Raw genomic sequence first — 20,232 nt, 5'->3', positions numbered from 1 at the left:
GAGATGAAAAAATTTCTAATTACTATTGGTATTTTGTTTGTTATAGGAGCTGCAGGTGTCTTTGCTCTAGCTAAATTTGACTTCAATCGCTTTAATGCGGATAATTACTATTTACAAATAACAAAGGATGGGGAAGCCCATGAATATAAACTGAACGATGGTACAGTGATGACTTCCTATTCGTATACACTGGAAGCTACAAATGCCAAAGGTGAAACCATTCCACTCCAATTTAATGCACAAAAAAATCTTCGCAAAGGAGCGTACTTGAAAATGTATGTAAAAAAAGGTGATCAAGTATCCTCATTCGATGAAGTGAAATTAGAGGATATTCCGCTAAAGGCACTAAAAAACTAATAGATTGAAGAAGGGCTGTCTCCAATAAAGTAAGTGGAGTACAGCCCTTTTTTCTGCCTAATGAGTAAATAAGGCAATTGTATTATAAAAGTATAGTAATGGTGGTTCCGGTATTTTCAACGCTCGTCAAATCGAGTTTCCCCTCATGAGCCCAAATAATGTCTCTTGCGATGGCCATTCCGAGTCCAGTTCCATGTGTGCTTGTAGTATTTGTACCCCGATAGTAGCGCTCAAATACCTGTTCCAGATCTTTAGCCGGAATACCCTGGCCATTATCAGAAATTGTAATTTGGGTATGCGGATGAATGGTTTCCACTCGAATCTTCACCACGACATTTTCATCGTTATGCACCAGCGCGTTGTAGATAAAGTTAAGGATCGCTCGTTTTAGTAACTTTTTATCTACATTATATACGGCTGTAACCTCATTTGCCTCAAACTCTATTTGCCGTTCACCAAAGGTCGGGTCATTTAAAAGTTCAATCGTCATTTCTCGTAGAAACTGAACGAGATTTACTTCTTCAAATTGCAGGGATAGCTGGTGATTACGCAAATGCGTCGTTAAATTGAGGTCATCTAACAAATCTTTCATATACATCGATTTACTCTTGATAATTGCTGTGTAGTCCTGTAATTCTTGTGCTGTTAAATCTGTGGCACTGTCGTTTATAAATTCTGCATACCCTTGAATAGAAGCGAGTGGTGTTTTCATGTCATGTGAAACATTACTAATCCATTCCTCACGCATTTGGTCGAGATGCTTACGTTCCTCTTCATGTCGATCGAGCTTTTCAGATAGCTCATTCATATTACGAAACACATCTTCATACACACCTTTGGGAGTAGGCATTTTCTTAAAACGTCGTTCCCTGAGCTGTTGAATACCTTCTATCAATGTATGAAGTGGTGCAGTTAACTTTTTCCCAAATAAAAATCCAATGATAATTACAATAAGAACATCAACGATAAGAAAAATGGAGAGAAAAATATTAACATCTTTGAAAATTTTAGCGTAGTCATAGGTCATTACATAGCGGCCTATTTTCGGATTTTGAATCCCTAAAAAGTAGCTGAAATTTTGGGCTGTGCTGACAAAAACAGTCGTGCTTGCATCTAATTCTTTATACTTATACATTTGTACGATTTCAATAGGAGAATACGCTGTTTGCAATTCTTCAGGGGCATAAAAGGCTGCTACTTGCTCACCTTGGTCATTCAAAAATTGTACCCAGGCGCTCATTTCCTGTAGTTTTTTGAGGCCATCTTCGTTGACAACGGGTCTGCCGGATTGTAGTTCTACATATTGTGAAAAGGTCCGGCTAAAGGTTTCTGCAGATGCTTCTTCAGTGCCGAAATTATTGTTTTTTAGCTGTAAAAAGAATATAAAAAGGAATAAAATCGCATTTACTATACCAACGATCACAACAATAGTCATGACCGATCTTAAAAAACGGAGTGTCAATTTCCATTTCAACTTATCTCACCCCTTGGTATGTAATTTATAACCTAACCCTTTAACCGTTAATATAAAGGCGGGCTTTGAAGGGTCTGCCTCAATTTTTTCGCGTAAGCGGCGAATATGTACCATCACTGTATTATCGGAACCAAAAAAATCTTCACCCCATACCTGTTCAAACAAGGTTTCTTTGCTTATGATCTGATTCGGATGATGCATGAAACAGCTCATTAAACCGACTTCTTTGGCGGTAAGCACAAGGGGTTCGCCATTCTTTTTTAATTCTGTCTCATTGGCACTAAGCTCAAAGGGGCCTACTTGCAAACTTTTCGGAGCCTTTTTTTCCTCTGTAAAGCCAGCTCTTCTCAGCTGTGCTTTTACCCGATAAGCGACTTCTTTTGGACTAAACGGTTTAGTGATATAATCATCGCCACCTATTGCCAGTCCTAACAGCTTATTAATTTCCTCATCCTTTGCAGACATAAATAAGATCGGTACATTTGATGTTTCCCGAATTTTTCTGCATAAGTCATATCCTTCTCCATCTGGCAGCATAATATCAAGCAAGATAAGTTCAGGATTATACTCCTGAAACTTGTCCCATCCCTCTGCAACTGTCCCGGCCGTTACAACGTCTGCAATACCTTCTTTATGTAAAACTGCCTTCATCAGACGAGCTAAATCATCTTCATCGTCTATGATTAATACCCATTTATGACTTGCCATTTGTTTCCCTCCAAATCCGTCTTTATGTACATTATTACATTATAAAGGACTCTTTATTTCTTGCGCAAAAAAATCGCAAAAGAAAGGCTTGCATGAAGATGGATATTACTTAGACGAACATAGCAAAGCAATAATCGGTGATTTATTAAAATTCATTCTAGATATACCCAAATCAGGTAAGGAGGAGAAATTGTTTCGCCCCCTGCCTTCCATGGCATTGATCTGCACTGTATATGGCCCTTTGAAGATGTTCGCTAAAATGATGCAAGAAAGTGAGTTACTGTATTGGCTTGAGCTCGAAGAAGAACTTACAGATAGCTTTTGGAATGCCATTAGATTGCAGGGAGTCTGCTGATTTTCAGACTAAGGAGCATTAGGTTCCTTTGTCACTACTTGATAACGATGCCGAATATGGAAAAGCTGGTGCAGGAGAAAGGGCAAATAAAGATACCTGATACTGCACAAAGCGCTCTGGCAAATATGATGTTAAAAACCATGAATGAGAGTAACAAAGAAACATTTGATATCATTGCGGTATTTAACAGCGGCAGCAATGAGGCCCTAACCGATACAAAAAAGTATTCTATTGCCTCAGTCATCAAGGCATTGCAGGATAAGAAATCCTAGCTTGGAATCACCGAAATGACTACACACCTAGATGGCAAGGAGTTGGAGAAGCAGTTAGTGAATAATTTGGTACAAAGCAAACCAGAGCTGGCAAACGACCCTAATGTTCAGCAAACTTTGGCAATAGCGGAAAAAACCGCTGTGCTGCAATCAGGCGTGACTCAAATTAATGATGGACAAAAGCAATTGCTGGGTGTTCTGAATGACCTGCAAAACCAGATGGGGAAGCTGGAATCTAGTCTATCTACTAGTAGTGAAGGTCTTGATAAAGTAAGCGGTGGTTTGAAAGATGCGCAAAAATTCTTAAGCGATTTTAGCAAATCCAAGACAACGGAAAGATTCTACATTCCGCAAAAAATTCCTGATGATGCGGTATAACGAGCTTGAAGGGGATGTTGGATCAAGAATTGAGTGGCATCACGTTATATGGTTGGTGTAGTATTGTCTGCTGCCTTTATTCTAGGAGGCACCTGCGCCGCGTTGATTCCTTCGGGCGTAATGACACTTATACAGGTAGCATTCGTATTAATCATTGCACTATTATTACTAAGTGTAGCGGCCATGCCGGTGTTCTTGACTGCATTAAAGCAGCTTGCTAGCAAATTAAATGGTTCAAGCAACGGTGCTACACCAAAGAATGCAGTTGACAAATCGAGTCATATTTAGACGGCAGTAAAATTTAAAAATACATGCGTTATACGTATGCTGAGAACAATAGAAAGAATCTTCGGGGACCTTTGTGGTCCCTTGTTTCACCATATCAGAAAGTATATAATTATCGACTATACCTTACAACTTTATTACGCTATAATCAACGTAAAGTCACCAGATGACCTAAGAGTAGGATAATTTTAATAGATTAATTAATATTTAGCTTTTGATATGCCAAAGCGTATTTTGTTATTGAAATAGGTTGTTTATATTGTTTATGATATTATTTAAGGTGTTAATTAAATCTAGAGTAGGTAGATTATGAGTCTAAATGACAACGTATTAATTAAAATTCGTGAGATGCGAGAGAGTTTTACACCAGTTGAACGATTGGTCGGAGATTACATTTTAGAAAATACGGAAGAGATCCCTCATTTGTCGATTAAGGAATTGGCTCAATCGAGTAAGACAAGCGATGCATCTGTCCTTCGTTTCTGTAAGACGATGGGTTACAGCGGATACCGCAATTTTATTGTGAGTATATCGGCATCTTTGGGTTCTCGTGATGAGGATTCAAAGGCTCAATATACAGATATTCAGCCAGGTGATGATCTCTCGACAATTATATCAAATATTTCATTGAATAATTGCAAGTCCATTGAGGATACACTTAGTGTTATTGATCGAAAAGAAATTACAAGAGCTGTAGAATTACTATGTCATAGTAAGCGAATTGTTTTCTTTGGAATAGGTGCTTCGGGACTCGTTTGTATGGACGGGGAACAGAAGTTCTCGCGAATTAATAAGATGTGTCATGCCTATACAGATGGTCATAGTCAGCTCACGGCAGCAACTTTACTTGAGAAAGAGGATGTTGCCATTTTTATTTCTAACTCTGGAGCAACTAGTGATATTATTGATGCACTGGAAATTGCCCAAAAGAATAGAGCGAAATGTATTGCGATTACGAAGTACAATAAAAGTGAGCTTGCGGAGCGGGCGGATATTGTACTGAGCATATCCACACCTGAAATAACAATCCGCAGTGGGGCTATGGGCTCGCGTATTGCGATGCTTACGATCATCGACATATTATTTGCTGGTGTCGCAAGTGCAGAATATGAAGAAGTAAAAACCTACTTAACAAAAACGCATAATATATTAAAGAAAAAACTTAGAAATTAGGTTCTGATAGAATGAATGTGGAGGAAAGCATTGATCATGGATCAATGCTTTCTTTTTTTTGTATTTCATTCACTTATTCGTGTACTAAAATGTACTACTTATCAATCCATGTCAGATTATCTACATGATGAATACGTTGATCTAATGAATATAATAATTAGTTTAATTCAATAATTAATAGCTTGGCACACAATTATGAGGAAGAAAATGAATGGAATCGAAGACGAAACATCATCCGGTTGAACACGGATGATGTAACTTTATGTTTCGTTTGGAACGATAATCAGCAAATAATACATTTTTTAAATCGCTTTAACCTTAGAGCCATAGCGATCAAAGCCATTGGTAAGAATTTAAATTGCATCTTGTAAGCGCTTTATAAATGTGGTATAACATAGTATGTAAGGAATGAAATAAAACATCAGAATTTAATTTCTTTATGAAATTATATTTCAAAATCTATTGACGAAGCGATGGTGTTGTATTAGTATAAGAGCATAATAATTGTAAGTTAATCTAACGCGTTTTGTTAATTCAATGACAGATTAAGGCTGGGAAGAAGGAGGATGGCTATGAATGACTACCTTGCGGGATTGACAACAGAGGCTGTGAATCCAGACACATTAATGATTGATGAATGTACTACGGAAGAAATGATCCAGTTAATGAATCAACAAGATGCACTGGTCCCCAGAGCTATAGCTGAGGAGATTCCGCAGATTGCAAAGGCGGTAGATATTCTACATCATAGGTTGTCTAATGGTGGAAGAATGTTTTACATAGGAGCTGGCTCATCAGGAAGATTAGGTGTTCTGGATGCTTCCGAATGTCCTCCTACCTTTGGTACAGATCCTTCCTTGGTGCAGGGCTATATTGCTGGTGGTGATATTGCTTTGCGTACTGCGGTTGAAGGCTGTGAAGACGATATGGATGAAGGGATCGCATTAATCGAAAGCATTGGTGTAACAAACAAAGATGTACTTATTGGGATTTCGGCAAGCGGTAGTGCAAACTACGTTATTGCAGCTTTAGCGAAAGCAAAGGAACTTGGAGCAGCCACTATCGGTGTTTGTAACAACAGAGGCTCAAAGTTCGAACCCATTGTAGATGTTTGTATAACACCTGTTGTAGGACCGGAGGTCATTAGCGGTTCGACTCGATTAAAGGCAGGAACTGCTCAGAAGTTGGTGCTTAATATGCTGACAACATGCACAATGGTCAAGTTAGGAAAAACGTACAACAACTTGATGGTTGATCTGAAGGCTAGTAATTTTAAGCTCGTAGATCGCTCGATTCGTATCATCATGAACACGACAGGTGTAGATACATCAACCGCCGCAGAAACACTTGAAAAAGCATCTATGAACTGTAAGTTGGCAATTATGATGATTAAATCGGGGTTAGATGCAAAAGAAGCAGAACAAGTACTTAATGCAAACGGAGGACGCTTGAAACAGGCAATCTCATCATTGGCTTAGGTGTGAAAAGTGGAATAACAGGATGGATGCTATTAATAATTGAGGAGGCTGTTTTCGATGAAAAAAAGATCACGTGGATTAACTCTGTTTTTGTCAGGAATCATGATGGTATCACTATTATCGGCTTGCGGAGGAAACGGAAATAACGCTCCAGCTTCTACAGATTCCGGTAACACAGGAACTAGTAACGGTGGTTCTGAGCCTAAAAAGGATACGATTACAGCACTTTTACCTCCGATATCAGCGAACTATCAAACACGTTTTGCTGATATGGAAAAAGAATTTAATACACTACATCCTAACTTGACTTTGAAAATCGAGCCAGCGAGCTGGGAAGATATGACGCAAAAACTTGATACTCAAGTAAATGCAGGTTCTCCTCCAGATATTGCTTTTATCGGTGCTTCAGGAATTTCGAAATATGCAGCACTTAATGTACTAATCGACCTTAACGGTGCCCTTTCTGATGAAGCCAAGGCAGATTATGACGAAGTTCCATTGAAATATTTCCAACTAGGTGACGCTCAATACGGCCTACCAGCGTATATGGAAATCCACACTATCGGTGGTAACAAACAATTCCTTGAAGAAGCCGGAATTGATTGGAAAAGCATTCAACAAAACGGTTGGACTTATGAAGAGTTCCGTAATGCAATTTCTAAAGGCGTAGTGAAAAATGATAAAGGTGAAACTACTCGTTATGGTTTCGTGTTCGCAACATCTGGTGTAGCATCTAAAGACTATCTGGCTATTCTTGCTAAAACTGCAGGTCTACCAGATTACTTCGATAAGGACCTTAAATACACGTATACAAGCAAAAACTTCTTGGGGCTACTTACATCTATTCGCGAAATGATCAACGATGGTTCTATGCCTAAAGAGCTAAGCTCTATCGATGCTGGTAAACGGTGGAACATGTTCCTAACGGGTCAAACGATGATCACAGGTAAGGGTTTATCTGCATTTGAAAACTCTGCTCGTCTAAACAATGAGAAGATTAAAGCGAACGATGGTTCAGCTGTTGCAGATTCTATTGAAGTTGATTATATTTCACTGCCAGTCCCAACATTCAACGGTGCCGATTATGTCCCTACTTCAATCGTTGATGGTTATATCGCACTTCGTGGTAAAAAAGCTCCATCTGAAGAGCACATCAAAAATATTGCCCTAGCAACGAATTTCTTGTCTTCTGGTTCAATTGCTGCTAACTACAGTAATGAGCTGTTCTTATCACCAATTACTGAATCTGCACGTAATGCAGAAGTACTTGAAAAATTCCCCCGTAACGAAGATAACGTTGCTGCAGGTAAAGCTATGATGGCAAAAGCGCTTCCGGCTCGTACAGATATTCCTACTGATCTGGCTGCTGAAGCATTAAAAATTGAAACAGAAGTTATTATTCCTAAACTACAAGGCTTACTTGCAAATGAGATTACTCCACAAGAAATGTATGATGCAGTTAAAGCAGCTGCAATTAAATCTTTCGGTAAAGATGGTATTGTAGTTGACTAGTCTGTCGTAGGCTGACATGTGAAAGCTGTGCGTAGCTAGAACGTACAGCTTTCCTTCTAAATTAGCTAGAGCTTGTACTGTTTTTAGAAGAGAGGTGCGACCCAATGAATCAAACGTTGACTAAAAGAAAAAAATTGAAACTCGAAAGTGACTCAGGTTGGGGATACGCGTTTATCGCAGTAGCACTTATTGCGTTTTCTTTATTTACCGCATATCCAGTCATCAATGCTTTTATTATCAGCTTACAAAAATATGGTCCATTAGGATCCACTTTTGTCGGCATGGATAACTTCGTTAACTCGTTTTCAGATGAACTTTTCTGGAAAGCGCTGAAAAACACGTTAGTATATACGTTATTAACTGTTCCGTTTAATATTCTTCTATCATTTTTAATTTCAATTTTGATTATTCCTTTCAAGAAAAAAACACAAACGATCTTTAAAGCACTATATTACTTGCCAGCCGTAGCATCTGGTGTAGCGCTTTCTGTTGTGTGGCTGTGGATCTTCGATCCGTTAAAATCAGGTATTGCCAATAAGCTCGTGAGTTTTTTAGGTATTGAAAATCAAAACTGGCTTGGTTCCAGTGCAACTGCAATGTTCTCACTTGTGTTAATGTCATGGTTATCAAGTCATGGTACGGCAATTATTATTTATATAGCCGCATTACTCGCTATTGATAACAGCTATTATGAAGCAGCTGAAATTGATGGCGCGTCTTTCCTGCAAAAGCTTTGGTTTATCGTTGTCCCTTTCCTTAAGCCAACAACGCTATTCCTACTTGTTACTGGTGTTATCGGTTCCTTCCAAGTATTCCAAAACGCTTATCTTATGACAGGCGGTGGACCAGACCATGCAACAACAATGGTAGGTTTGTTAATCTTTAACAATGCGTTCACATATTTTGAGTTTGGTGAGGCAGCGGCACAATCATTAGTTCTAGCAGCGATTATCGGATTTATATCATTCCTTCAATTCAAGTTTATAGGTAAAGATGTAGAATACTAGGAAAAGGAGCAGAATACTATGGGTTTGTACAACAACAGCTTAAGAAGCAAAGGGTATCTGTTTATACGTAATGGTGCAAACATTACGTTCCTTATCCTATTTGCCGCAGCTACCATATTCCCGATATACTTTATGGTCATCTCCTCGTTCGGTGATCCGGTAGAAGCTGGTGCAATGAGCTATTCTATCCTACCATCGAAGATTTCATTTGAATCTTATAAATTCTTCTTTAACTTCAGCCCACATACATGGGACTGGTTATTGAACTCCTTTATAGTGGCAGCGTGTATCACGGTATCTAACGTATTTTTTGCTACACTTGCTGGATATGCTTTTGCAAAAATGAAATTTAAAGGGAAAAACATTTTGTTCGCTATTTTGCTGGGATCTATGATGATTCCTGTTCAAGTCACTCAGGTTCCACTATATATTTTGATCGTAAATATTTTTGAATTACAAAATACGTACACGGCGTTGATTATGCCGAGCATAGTAACGGTATACAACATCTTCTTGGTTAAGCAGTTCATGTCCTCCATTCCAGTTGAAATTATTGAATCTGCTAAAATCGAAGGTTGTTCCCAGCCTAAAATCTTCTGGTATATCATTATGCCTCTATCTAAAACAATTATGGCAGTACTAGCAATCCTAACGTTCATGGCGGCATGGAATGACTTTTTCTGGCCGTTCCTAGTAACGAATACGATGGATATGCAAACCATTCAGGTCGGCTTGAAAAACTTTCGCTTTGCGAATACAACTTACTTTGCACCGATGATGGCAGGGGCAACCATTTCAGCAGTTCCAATGTTTATTTTGTTCTTCAGTTTACAAAAATACTTCCTTGAAGGGGTAACAGTTGGAGCGGTGAAAGGTTAATGGACAAACAATCAAAAGTTGATGCAACATACTTAGTTGGCTTGATGTCCGGTACATCAGTAGATGGTATTGATGCAGCAGTAGTTAAGCTTTTCCCATCAGCCGAAAAAGAGCATGGAGTAGAGATTGAATTACTGGCTTTTGAAAACACACCTTTTGAGGTGCAAGTTAGAAACTCCATATTTGAGCTTTTTGATCCCGCTAGCGCTACGATTGATAAGGTTGGCGCAATGAATATGTGGCTTGGCGAATTATACGCCCAAGCCACATTATCCGTTATAGGGAAATGCGGCCTTTCGCCTTCGCAAATATTCGCAGTAGGATCGCATGGTCAAACAATCTATCATGCTCCGGATGAGAATGTTATGGGCGGCTATAATCTGCATTGTACCGTTCAGATTGGGGATGGTGCGGTTATTGCCAATCGCACAGGAATTCCTTGCGTATCAGACTTTCGAGTTGCTGACATGGCAATGGGTGGACAAGGAGCTCCGTTAGTACCATTTACCGAATACTTATTGTTTAACAATCCAAAGAAAACACTTCTGATGCAAAATATTGGCGGAATAGGCAATGTGACTGTTTTGCCTGTAAATGCCTCACCAGATGAGGTATTTGCTTTTGATACGGGTCCTGGAAATATGATTATCGATGGCCTTGTATCGCAATTATTTGCACCAATGACAATGGATGTTAATGGCGAAATTGGTGAGGGCGGTCAAGTGATTGATGAGCTATTGAAATGGATGCAGCAGGATAAATATTATAGGATGCCGTTACCAAAATCGACAGGCAGAGAACGGTTTGGCCAACAATACGTGGCACAAATTATTGAAATGATGAAGGTTAATCACTGGAAAGCAGAAGATGTTGTTGCAACAGCTACGTACTTAACTGCCTGGAGCATCGTCGATAGCTATGAACGGTATATTGCACCGCAGCACCAGGCTGAGCAATTGTTAATTGGCGGCGGTGGAAGCTATAACAAGACGCTTTTGCGTAATTTACAGCACTTATTTGCACCGCATAACGTGCAGGTGCTGACGCAGGAGGATATCGGTGGTAATAGTGATGCTAAGGAAGCAATTGCTTTTGCACTGCTTGCGTATTACACGATGGAGCGCTTACCAAACAATATCCCGCTAGTAACTGGAGCTTCACAGCCAGTAGTAATGGGCAAAATTTCCTGGCCCTATATTGGACGTTCGCAGGAGGCTTAAATGATGCAAATCAGACCCTTTTCAATTGAAGATCACTCTGCAGTTGTAGAGCTTTGGAATCGTGAGGCTACAAAATATGATTATAAGCCATTTACAGAGCGAGAGTTTCAAGATACATTCATCGACCATCCTTATTTTGACGCTGACTGTATATGGGTAGGTTGTGACGAAAAAGAGATTGTTGGTTTTGCAGCTGGCTGCTGCGGTGACGATCTCCCTCTTGGAGATGTGGCCGGTTATATTACGAGTGTTATTATAGATACCCATGTGGCTTCTCTGGAGCTTTACGATGCTTTTCTATTGCGTTTAGAAAAAAGATTCCAAGAACTTGGGAAAAGGCAAGCGGATGTATTGTTTTTCAACCCTGTTAAGCTGAAGTGGAGTATACCAAGTGCACCTCAGCATGAGCATAATAATGCCCCGGGCATCAGTAAGGACCAGCCATTATATGAAGCTTTAATGGCTAGAGGCTACGAAGATCGAGCGACGCAATGCGGCATGTATTTAAAACTCGGAAGCTTTATAGTTCCCGAAGATATTTTAGATAAGGAAACCCATGCAAATAGCAAGGACTATTACATTACGTCCTATGTCCCTGATTTACATACAGGGCTTGAAGCAACGCTTGCTGCCCTGCAAAATCCGCAGTGGAAGAAGGATGTTGTTACTTATGTGAAGGTTGGCGCACCACTTGTAATAGCTGTGTACGGCAACGAGGTTGTGGGCTTTGCAGGTCCAATTATTTCGCAGCCTGATGGAAGAGCATTTTTTTGCGGTATCGGAGTGCACCCAGAGCATGAGGGTCATGGCCTTGGCAGTGTATTATTTTTCAGAATGGTTGAAGCTTTTCAAAATGTGGGCTGTCAGTATATCTCTCTATTCACTGGAAATAATAATCCGGCTCTTCGAATCTATCAAAAAGCGGGCTTTACTATTGAAAAACAATTTTCTATATTGCGGAGGGAACTTTAAAGATGAGCGAAAAATTCACAGTATTAGCAATTGGAGCGCATGTTGGTGATGTGGAGCTAGCTTCTGGTGGTGTGCTCGCTAGTCATAGTTTAAAGGGAGATCGCATTGTGACATTAGCGTTAACTGCGGGTGAACGAGGGGTCCCGGCAGGACAGGATATGAAGGAATATCGTCAGCAAAAAGTGAAAGAGGCACAGGTTTTTGCGGATATGCTAGGCGGTGAAGCCATTGTATTCGATGATTATTGTGACGGAGAGTTGCCTGACAATCAAGAAATTCGTATGGAGGTTTGTGATGTAATTCGTCGCGTGAAGCCTAACATTATTATTACACACTGGAAAAACAGTATGCATAAGGACCATGCGCTAACGCATCATATCGTAAATGATGCCCGTTTCTTCGCAAGTCTATCATCCTTTGAACGAGCGCTCCCCGCGCACTTTGCAGCAAGATTATATTACTCCGAAAACTGGGAGGATGCGGTTGATTATGTCCCTTACGTATATGTGGATTTCGATCAAGCGGCATTTGATCTATGGATAGATGCTTTAAGCAAGCATTGGTTTGTGACGAATAGCAAATCTTTCAAATACATGGATTACTACAAAGCACTAGCAGTTGTTCGCGGCTGTGAAGCAAGAAAGACATATGCAGAAGCATTTATGGTGCCTGCTGAAACGGTGAAGGTTAGGCAGTCTAGTCTTTGGTAACTATTCAACTAGCTAAGAGGGAGTGTTTCTATGTATAGCAGGAAACATTCCCTTGTTCTATTCATTTATGCTAAAAAGCAGCTAGGAGGCAGCTTCATATGGTGTTAAATGGGATTGATTCTATAACGAATTATCGTTATTTGTTCGAAGGTAAGCGCGTAGGATTGATTACAGCGCCGACAGGTCTTACGAAGGATTTTGCATCAACGATTACTATATTACATGAAAATTTTAATCTTGCTGCGATGTTTTCACCTGAGCATGGCGTTCGCGGAGATTTGGATGCAGGGGCAGTAGTAGACACTTACATGGATCCTTTTACGAATGTTCCAGTCTATAGCTTGTACCGTAAAGACTCCAAGCGTTTAACAAAAGAAATGCTGAATGAAGTAGACATCATTGTATACGATATTCAAGATGTTGGTGTACGCTATTACACATTTATTTATACGATGCTGTATGCACTTGAAGATTGTGCAAATGCAGGTGTAGAATTTGTTGTTCTTGATCGTGTTAATCCGCTTAACGGGGTAACGGTAGAAGGGAATGTCTTGAAGCCCGGCTTCAAATCATTTGTTGGAAATTACGAGCTAGCCGTGCGATACGGCTTAACAGCAGGTGAGGTAGCAACGATGGCAAATGATCAAATGAATTGGAATGCATCGCTGCATGTCGTTCGTTTGGAAGGCTGGGAACGGAACATGTCCTTTCCGGATACAGGATTAACCTGGGTTCATCCTTCACTTGGAATACCACGATATGAAACGGCGTTATTATATACAGGAACATGTTTATTTGAAGGCACAAACTGCTCCGAAGGACGTGGAACAACGTTCCCGTTTGAAATGATTGGTGCTCCGTTCATTCAAGCGCAGCAATTGGCAGATGAGATGAATGCAAAAGGTATCCCGGGTGTGCTTTTTCGTCCAGTTCATTTCAAGCCAACGTCATCTAAACATTGTGGCGAGCTATGCGGCGGGGTACAAATTTACATTACAGATCTCCAAGTGCTGAGGCCTTTAGAAGTTGGGGTAACCTTATTATTTACGATAAGAGATTTGTATGAGCAATTTTCATTCCTGCCTCCTGTGAAGGAGGGTTCTCGTCCATTTATCGATTTGCTGGGGGGAGACAACATGTATCGTAAGGAAAATATGCAAGCCAAGCAGCTGCTTGAACAGTTTGCAGCGGAAAGCAAGCAATTTGCAGAAATAACACAGCAGTATCATTTATATCGCTAGAGGAAGGTGAGTAATTGATGAGAACAATAGAACATATGAGCTTGCGCGAAAAGATCGGACAAATGTTCGTAACAGGCTTCCCCTCAACCGAGATCACTCCTGAGCTGAAGGAAGTTATTGAGCATTATAAAGTCGGCAATATTATTTTATTCTCACATAATATCGACAATAAATATCAATTAGGCGAGCTTGTTACTGAACTGCAGCAATGGTACACGACACATACTGGTATCCCGGGTTTTATTACGATCGACCAAGAAGGCGGTCGAGTCACTCGTATGCCTAAAGACGCGACCAATGTTGCTGGAGCCATGGCAATTGCTTCTTCAGGACGACCTGAAAATGCGTATGCAGCAGGCAGAATGACTGCCAGAGAATTGAAAGCATTAGGTATTAATTTTAATCTAGCTCCAGTTATGGACGTTAACAATAATGCATTGAATCCAGTCATAAATGTTCGTTCATATGGTGATTCTGTTGCAACAGTATCCCAGTATGGAATTCAAATGATGAAGGGATTGCTAGATGGAGGCGTCATGTCCTCACTTAAGCATTTTCCAGGTCATGGTGATACAAATGTCGATTCACATATTGGCTTGCCTACCATTGAAAAAACACTTGAGGAATTAGAACAGCTTGAGCTGCTGCCGTTTAAGGCCGCAATTGAGCAAGGCGCTCAAGCGATTATGAGTGCACATATTTTATTTCCGAAAATTGAAAAATCCGGTGTGCCCGGAACTATGTCTCATACCATTATTACAGAGATATTAAAAGGAAAATTAGGATATAAAGGGTTAGTTGTATCGGATTGTTTAGAAATGGACGCGATCAAACGATACTATGGTACGGCAAAAGGAGCGTTAGGAGCTGTTAAAGCAGGTATTGATTTGGTATTCATTAGTCATACTCCTGAGACAGTGAAGGAAGCGATTCATTTGATCGAAGAAGCTGTAGCCACCGGTGATTTGGATGAAGCGCTAATTGATGCAGCTGTTACAAAAATTTTAGCTTATAAAGCAAAATATGCGACGATTGAGGAGCTAGATTATGAACTAGTTGGCTGCGATGTACATCGCCGAGCAAATGAGCTAATGCGTACGGAAACGATCTGCCTCATTAAAGGTGAGCTCCAGCCCATTCATACCGGTGATGAGCAAGTGTTATTTATGGGTTCCTATTCCTACCGCACCGATCTTGCGTCCAGCAGCTTGAATCAAGCTCTTAGCTTTCCGCAATATATGGGGGAGCATTTTAATACAGCTTATGAGATTATCGACATTGACCCGAGCGAGGAGCAAATCAACGCTGCGCTGCCAAAGGTACAAGGCTACAAGCATATTGTTATCGGCTTGTTCAATGCGCGTGAAAACAAAGGTCAGCTTGCGCTTGTGCAGAAGCTGCTGGCTGCAGGCTGCAAAGTAACGGCCATTACATTAGGTCGCCCGTATGATTTACCGTTAATCGAAGGCGAGTTCTGCGGAATTGCGGCATTTGAGTATACACTTGATGCATTCAAATCACTCCTTCCAATCCTAAATGGTGAGGTTGTACCCACCGCCAAGATTACGATACAGATGTAGACAAGCATAAAAGCCTTCGGCGTCCTTTAAAGGAAGGCAAGCGTTTCTGCGAGAAAAATAAGGATAATATATCGCGTGAAACATATAAATTCTTATCTTTGAAAAAAGTACAACAAGGGGACATAGGTATGGCATTTATCGTTGGAGTTGATGGGGGTGGCACGAAAACAGCTGTCACCATTACGCATGACCAGGATGACTCTTTATTCACCTTTACTGTAGGGCCTATTAATTATAACGGTGGTGATGCTGATGCGATTGCCGCCTCCTTTGAAGAAATTTTTAGTCAAACGAAGCTCTACTGCGGTAATTTACAAGAAGTTGCTCATATATGTATAGGTGCGGCAGGAATAAGTAATCCGCTGGTCATCCATTTGTTGAAGCAGCATGTGAGAAATAACGGTTATATCGGGCCATTAACGATTACAGGCGATCAAGAAACCGCATTATACGGGGCACAAAATGCGATGCAAGGCATCATTCTCATTGCCGGTACAGGATCGATTTGCTTTGGGGTCAATGAAAAAGGAGAGCAGCATCGCACAGGAGGCTTTGGTCATCTGATTGATGACGAAGGAAGCGGTTATAGCATTGGACGCGATCTATTATCCGTATTAGTTCAAGTGGAGGACGGAAGAATAACCGATACGATCATCCCAGTGATGGTATATGAGCAGCTTGGATTAAGCACTGTGAAAGAGATTATTGGCTTTGTTTATGATAAAAATACGACGAAAAAAGATATTGCGCAGCTCGCACCGATTATGACGACCGCATGCAAGAAGGGCGATGCACATGCAATAGCGTTAGCGGAGAAATGTGCAGCCAATTTATATGAGCTTGTTGTGCCTGTTATTGAACGGCTTAAGCTATATGAAAGTCCGATTGCGATTGCAGGAAGTGTGCTGCAAAAGTCTCGCTTTGTGAAAGAAGCCTTGGAGCGAAAGCTCGCACAGAGCTACCCGCAAACAAAGCTGATTTTGCCGATTAAGGATGCAGCCTATGGTGCTGTCCTGTTAGGAAGATCAAAAATGAACAACAACTAGTTTTTGTTGCTATGGAAAAATAAGGGTGTGTCATAAGTCCGAGCAGTTGGACTTGCGACACACCCTTATTTTAAAATGGTAGGAATCAAAAATGGCTTAAAATTTATCGGTCAAATAAAACACGGCTTGTTGTTTCGGAAATAGAGCTTGAAGGATGTTAGCGTGCTCAGTACTGTCCTTTGCTGCGCCTGCTTCATTATAGCCGAACATGATATAAGTCATTAGCTCGCGTTCATCTACTTCTATTGAAGTATAGGGATTGGTATGATTACTAGCATCGGAAACAGAAAGCTGCTTTTGCTTATAATCCAAGTAGATACAGTCCTCATTGCTGCGAAGTGCAATATGCAGCTCCTGGTCTGCAATTATGTTGCTACGGTTTAGGCGATCTTCTAATTCAGGCTGAAGCTTATGGAAAGTTGAACTGAGATTGATCATTTTCCACATCGCCATATTGATTTGAATTGAATTTGCTTGATGCTGTTGGTAATAGGAATATAGCTTATGGTCCTCTGGGAGCATCGCTAATATTTGCTTTGCATTTTGGCGCAGCTGACATAAGGCATGAAACAAAGCTTCAACGCCGTTTTCGGCTTCGTTCAAATACAATAATTCATTAATAAATACTTGTTCAGTATCTTTCTTTTCAATGATGCCATAAGCGACGATTTTTCCATTTCTGCGAAGGAGCAAGCAGTCAACGTTCTTCCATTCCGGCCAGGTCAATAAATCATTCCAATACGTTCTACTTCGGATCACGGTATAGGTACGATTCTTATTGAATTGTTCATAGATGAAACGGATATCATCGAGATAACAGGCTTCAAAAGGAATGATTTCATCACTGCTTTGCTGCTGCTCCAAGCTTGCTGGTTTTTCAATTGCGAAAGCAGTCTCGGGAATAAGTCTCCAGCCAGCCTTTTCATAAAACGCATGCTTGCTAGCCAAAAGCAAGCTTATATCATAATCGGTTTCTTTCATATAATTGGTCTGCGCATGAAGAATTTTGTGTGCAAGCCCCAGCCCGCGGTAATTCAGATCTGTACCGACACTCCCCATTGCACCTGTTTTCAAGATCGCTTGACCGACTCTAATATAAAACGGAAAAATTTGTACATTAGATGCAATCTTATCGTCAACCATCGCAAACCATGTTGTATCTGGATCATATGTGGTGTCTAGGTCTAATCTTTCTTGGAAAAAAGCTCGGCCTACAGAAAAGCATTCATCTAAAATATCGTAAATCTTTTCAAGCTGCTCTCTAGTTGGATGGTTCATTACGATGATGTTTGGTGTCGTCGTCATCTTTCATTTCCTCCTGCGCCGTAATGTTGGGATAAATTTAATAAATGAAAAAAAAGGTTTTTTGGAATTTAATTTCTTATTTATAGTTTAATGTTGAAAGAAAAATTCGTCAATAAATGGAACGTGTGGAATCATAGAAGTGATACAATATTTAGATTGCTCAATATAGTCTAAATGAGTATTAGGAAAATAGCGACTTCGGCTGAGCAATTACAAGCACAAAGCGCACAAATGAAGGCGCAGCTTAAAAAGAAGAATGATAAACCGTTCAAGAACTTTTTGCCGGCCTTGAAGTAACATGCTGTCTCAGCTCGCTGATGTATCTTTATTCACATCCCGTGAGCCGGAAGCTAAGCTTCGTAGTTCGGCAACAAGCTCCAGATTTGCTCAATTGTTTGTGCTCGATATTGTTTTTAACGCTTATGCTTCTGCTCAGCATGATTTTACTGTGGAGCAGCTAGGAAAGACAAGAAAAATGATTGAAGTCTTGTATGATTAATGTTGTGATAAGCCTACTCATTGAATGGAGGAGATTTTCTGGAAGCTAAAGTAATAACATTACCTCCTTTTCATGTTGTAGGCTACAAAATTGAAGCAGATATTAAAGAATTTGAGTCTGGTCTTGGTAAGAGTATTTATCATTCGTTATTTGAAAGAAAAGACGAAATTCAATGCAAGAAAAATGAGAATGTGATTTTAATGCAGATTTATCCTATGAATCCCGATTTTAATCCTCAGCTGGATAGGTTTACACATATTCTTTGTTATGAAGTAAGTAAACAAGGTGATGTTCCGTTAGATATTTTAGGTCATGCTGTCGGTGAGAGTAAGTATGTTACTTACACACACCAGGGACTTGAATCGGAACTTAGTCGTTCATATGACTATGTATATGGACAATGGATTAGAGAAACTGGAAATGAACCAAAGGATTATGATTTTGAAATTTGGGATGAAAGATATAAACCAGAAAGTCTAGAGAATGAGATTGATTTGTTTGTTGCATTGAAGTAATTATTTATGCTTTAGCCTAGACGTGAACAAGCTCCTGTGAATATCACAGAAGCTTGTTTGTGCTGCGGATTATTAATTTTTGCTGGGATAGCGCTTAGGGTTATCTGTCTGACCCAAAATATAGTCGATGCTTACTTTATGGAAATTAGCTAGCGTAATTAAAACGGCGCTCGGAACATCCAAATTTCCATTCTCGTAACGGGAGTAGGTAGCTTGTGTAATATGTAAAAGCTCAGCCATTTGTTGCTGTGTAAGATCTTTATCTTCGCGTAAGTCGCGGATTCTTGTGTACAATGCTCATCACCCAAGCCAAGTTTACTTTATGCGAAAATTGCATATTGTTATTTATGCGATTTTCGCATAAAATTTATACGTGTTAGGAGTATTAGTTGCGAAAGGAGGCATGATGGTGATCATTTTGGAGGATTTTTATTATGGAAGATTGAGTCCGAATGAGTTAATTAAGCCAAGTGATCCTGAACTGCAGAAGATTAATCAGAAAATCACTGATTTTTTACAATTGCTCAAAGAGAGGTTATCCGAGGAAGATTTTGACCAAGTCGAAATGCTATTCGATTTACAGAGTGACTCAAGCTCTTTGCACTCTGCATTATCTTTTATCCAAGGCTATAAAATAGGGGCATTAATGATGATTGATGTATTTAGATAGGGCAAGAATTAACTCAATGTATCCTTTGACTTCATGTCCATTTTTGCCAGAATAGAATACAAACGACTAAGCGAAGAATGAAGCAGGACAAAGAGGCTGGAGCGAAAAAAGGCATTTGGACAAACGGAAAGCAACTGTTTCTATACTATTATGATAAGAACAAAAGGTCGGTACTGGAATGAGCTAGGTGATGCTGCTCTGACAAAACGGCAACAAGTGATTCATTGACTAGGGGACGATGATCGATATGTTTGCCGGGCTCTGTATAACGTACAAATCCAATGTGAATCGTTCCTTCATGTAAAGCCTGCCACTGCTGAGCAGACGTTATTTCATGTAATGTGAGTTGTGCTTGTGGATAACGATCCCGAAACATTTTTAACATATTAACCAATACTCCACCAGCTGCTTTGCTGGCTTAAGGGAGGCTGTATCATAATTAGCTTCTCTGCTGCACGGTTAAAATGCAGTTCTTCTGCTACTGCAATAAAGTATTGTAGTTTTTTTATGTCCATACTTTTCATTCTCCCTTGAAATGTTTCTCCAAGCAAGTATAAGGATCTTTGAACGAAAATGAAAGGAATGGCATGTCGTTC

Annotated in this window: 23 protein-coding genes and 1 pseudogene; 18 read left to right on the top strand and 6 right to left on the bottom strand. The window is 40.1% G+C overall.

The features are described 5' to 3' along the window. Positions 1 to 3 precede the first annotated feature (3 nt). Positions 4 to 357, top strand: a complete 354-nt coding sequence (locus tag M2444_RS05285; RefSeq protein WP_094869328.1) for a YxeA family protein — start codon at positions 4 to 6, stop codon at positions 355 to 357. A gap of 82 nt (positions 358 to 439) precedes the next feature. Here the strand turns inward: M2444_RS05285 and M2444_RS05280 are convergent, their stop codons facing one another. Then, positions 440 to 1,831, bottom strand: a complete 1,392-nt coding sequence (locus M2444_RS05280; protein WP_280786445.1) for a sensor histidine kinase — start codon at positions 1,829 to 1,831, stop codon at positions 440 to 442. Between the two features lie 6 nt (positions 1,832 to 1,837). Continuing rightward, positions 1,838 to 2,539 carry a response regulator transcription factor gene (locus tag M2444_RS05275; protein WP_094869330.1) on the bottom strand — a complete coding sequence of 234 codons (702 nt, stop codon included), beginning with the start codon at positions 2,537 to 2,539 and terminating at the stop codon, positions 1,838 to 1,840. 88 nt (positions 2,540 to 2,627) lie between these two features. Here M2444_RS05275 and M2444_RS05270 point away from each other — a divergent pair, with 88 nt between their 5' ends. The 14 genes and pseudogenes from M2444_RS05270 to M2444_RS05205 all read left to right on the top strand — a co-directional run bounded on the left by M2444_RS05270 (position 2,628) and on the right by M2444_RS05205 (position 16,647). Next, the gene (locus M2444_RS05270) at positions 2,628 to 2,894 is read left to right on the top strand and encodes a TetR family transcriptional regulator C-terminal domain-containing protein (RefSeq protein ID WP_280786444.1); all 267 of its coding nucleotides are present in this window, start codon (positions 2,628 to 2,630) and stop codon (positions 2,892 to 2,894) included. A gap of 56 nt (positions 2,895 to 2,950) precedes the next feature. After that, positions 2,951 to 3,166 carry a hypothetical protein gene (locus M2444_RS05265; protein WP_094869332.1) on the top strand — a complete coding sequence of 72 codons (216 nt, stop codon included), beginning with the start codon at positions 2,951 to 2,953 and terminating at the stop codon, positions 3,164 to 3,166. Positions 3,167 to 3,289: 123 nt separating this feature from the next. Continuing rightward, positions 3,290 to 3,832: pseudogene (locus M2444_RS05260) on the top strand (hypothetical protein); the annotation flags it as partial. A 306-nt stretch (positions 3,833 to 4,138) separates the two neighbouring features. After that, positions 4,139 to 5,002 (top strand): MurR/RpiR family transcriptional regulator, encoded by an 864-nt coding sequence (locus tag M2444_RS05255; protein ID WP_094869335.1) that lies wholly within the window; start codon positions 4,139 to 4,141, stop codon positions 5,000 to 5,002. A 572-nt stretch (positions 5,003 to 5,574) separates the two neighbouring features. Next, complete coding sequence (murQ, locus tag M2444_RS05250; RefSeq protein WP_094869336.1) at positions 5,575 to 6,480, top strand: N-acetylmuramic acid 6-phosphate etherase; 906 nt, start codon at positions 5,575 to 5,577, stop codon at positions 6,478 to 6,480. A gap of 57 nt (positions 6,481 to 6,537) precedes the next feature. Beyond that, positions 6,538 to 7,992: an ABC transporter substrate-binding protein gene (locus tag M2444_RS05245; protein WP_094876284.1), complete on the top strand. Its 1,455-nt coding sequence runs from the start codon at positions 6,538 to 6,540 to the stop codon at positions 7,990 to 7,992. Positions 7,993 to 8,096: 104 nt separating this feature from the next. Next, positions 8,097 to 8,999: a carbohydrate ABC transporter permease gene (locus M2444_RS05240; protein ID WP_060622964.1), complete on the top strand. Its 903-nt coding sequence runs from the start codon at positions 8,097 to 8,099 to the stop codon at positions 8,997 to 8,999. 18 nt (positions 9,000 to 9,017) lie between these two features. After that, positions 9,018 to 9,878 (top strand): carbohydrate ABC transporter permease, encoded by an 861-nt coding sequence (locus M2444_RS05235; RefSeq protein WP_042189606.1) that lies wholly within the window; start codon positions 9,018 to 9,020, stop codon positions 9,876 to 9,878. Next, entirely contained in the window at positions 9,878 to 11,098 is a 1,221-nt protein-coding gene (locus M2444_RS05230) for an anhydro-N-acetylmuramic acid kinase (protein WP_280786443.1), read from the top strand. The genes M2444_RS05235 and M2444_RS05230 overlap by 1 nt, the downstream gene beginning before the upstream one ends. Next, positions 11,099 to 12,070 carry a GNAT family N-acetyltransferase gene (locus M2444_RS05225; protein WP_256990412.1) on the top strand — a complete coding sequence of 324 codons (972 nt, stop codon included), beginning with the start codon at positions 11,099 to 11,101 and terminating at the stop codon, positions 12,068 to 12,070. A 2-nt stretch (positions 12,071 to 12,072) separates the two neighbouring features. Further along, the gene (locus M2444_RS05220) at positions 12,073 to 12,780 is read left to right on the top strand and encodes a PIG-L deacetylase family protein (protein WP_076106428.1); all 708 of its coding nucleotides are present in this window, start codon (positions 12,073 to 12,075) and stop codon (positions 12,778 to 12,780) included. Between the two features lie 98 nt (positions 12,781 to 12,878). Further along, on the top strand, positions 12,879 to 14,021 hold the full coding sequence (locus M2444_RS05215) for an exo-beta-N-acetylmuramidase NamZ family protein (protein WP_094876287.1): 1,143 nt from the start codon (positions 12,879 to 12,881) through the stop codon (positions 14,019 to 14,021). Positions 14,022 to 14,038: 17 nt separating this feature from the next. Continuing rightward, positions 14,039 to 15,601 carry a glycoside hydrolase family 3 protein gene (locus M2444_RS05210; RefSeq protein ID WP_280786442.1) on the top strand — a complete coding sequence of 521 codons (1,563 nt, stop codon included), beginning with the start codon at positions 14,039 to 14,041 and terminating at the stop codon, positions 15,599 to 15,601. Positions 15,602 to 15,729: 128 nt separating this feature from the next. Beyond that, positions 15,730 to 16,647 carry an N-acetylglucosamine kinase gene (locus tag M2444_RS05205; RefSeq protein ID WP_094876289.1) on the top strand — a complete coding sequence of 306 codons (918 nt, stop codon included), beginning with the start codon at positions 15,730 to 15,732 and terminating at the stop codon, positions 16,645 to 16,647. Between the two features lie 96 nt (positions 16,648 to 16,743). On the opposite strand, the gene M2444_RS05200 is transcribed toward M2444_RS05205, so the two are convergent. Further along, the gene (locus M2444_RS05200) at positions 16,744 to 17,952 is read right to left on the bottom strand and encodes a GNAT family N-acetyltransferase (RefSeq protein WP_094876290.1); all 1,209 of its coding nucleotides are present in this window, start codon (positions 17,950 to 17,952) and stop codon (positions 16,744 to 16,746) included. Between the two features lie 298 nt (positions 17,953 to 18,250). Between M2444_RS05200 and M2444_RS05195 the strand changes: the two genes are divergently transcribed. Beyond that, positions 18,251 to 18,451, top strand: coding sequence for a MurR/RpiR family transcriptional regulator (locus M2444_RS05195; RefSeq protein WP_094876291.1), 201 nt, complete (start codon positions 18,251 to 18,253; stop codon positions 18,449 to 18,451). A 20-nt stretch (positions 18,452 to 18,471) separates the two neighbouring features. Next, the gene (locus M2444_RS05190) at positions 18,472 to 18,966 is read left to right on the top strand and encodes a GyrI-like domain-containing protein (RefSeq protein ID WP_256990420.1); all 495 of its coding nucleotides are present in this window, start codon (positions 18,472 to 18,474) and stop codon (positions 18,964 to 18,966) included. A gap of 72 nt (positions 18,967 to 19,038) precedes the next feature. Here M2444_RS05190 and M2444_RS05185 read toward each other — a convergent pair whose 3' ends face one another. Continuing rightward, on the bottom strand, positions 19,039 to 19,260 hold the full coding sequence (locus tag M2444_RS05185; protein ID WP_060622973.1) for a helix-turn-helix domain-containing protein: 222 nt from the start codon (positions 19,258 to 19,260) through the stop codon (positions 19,039 to 19,041). A 109-nt stretch (positions 19,261 to 19,369) separates the two neighbouring features. Here M2444_RS05185 and M2444_RS05180 point away from each other — a divergent pair, with 109 nt between their 5' ends. Further along, a complete protein-coding gene (locus tag M2444_RS05180) occupies positions 19,370 to 19,636 on the top strand; it encodes a DUF6809 family protein (protein WP_256990422.1) in 267 nt (88 codons plus the stop codon). 148 nt (positions 19,637 to 19,784) lie between these two features. Here the strand turns inward: M2444_RS05180 and M2444_RS33535 are convergent, their stop codons facing one another. Both M2444_RS33535 and M2444_RS33530 read right to left on the bottom strand, forming a co-directional pair. Continuing rightward, on the bottom strand, positions 19,785 to 20,021 hold the full coding sequence (locus M2444_RS33535; protein WP_094876292.1) for a LysR substrate-binding domain-containing protein: 237 nt from the start codon (positions 20,019 to 20,021) through the stop codon (positions 19,785 to 19,787). Between the two features lies 1 nt (position 20,022). Further along, entirely contained in the window at positions 20,023 to 20,151 is a 129-nt protein-coding gene (locus tag M2444_RS33530) for a LysR family transcriptional regulator (protein ID WP_094876308.1), read from the bottom strand. Between the last annotated feature and the right edge of the window lie 81 nt (positions 20,152 to 20,232).

The organism is Paenibacillus sp. PastF-3, from assembly GCF_029893135.1.
GTDB lineage: Bacteria > Bacillota > Bacilli > Paenibacillales > Paenibacillaceae > Paenibacillus_AQ > Paenibacillus_AQ nitricinens.
Note: the sequence above shows the minus strand (reverse complement) of the source record. Positions and strands in the feature narration are given on the sequence as shown.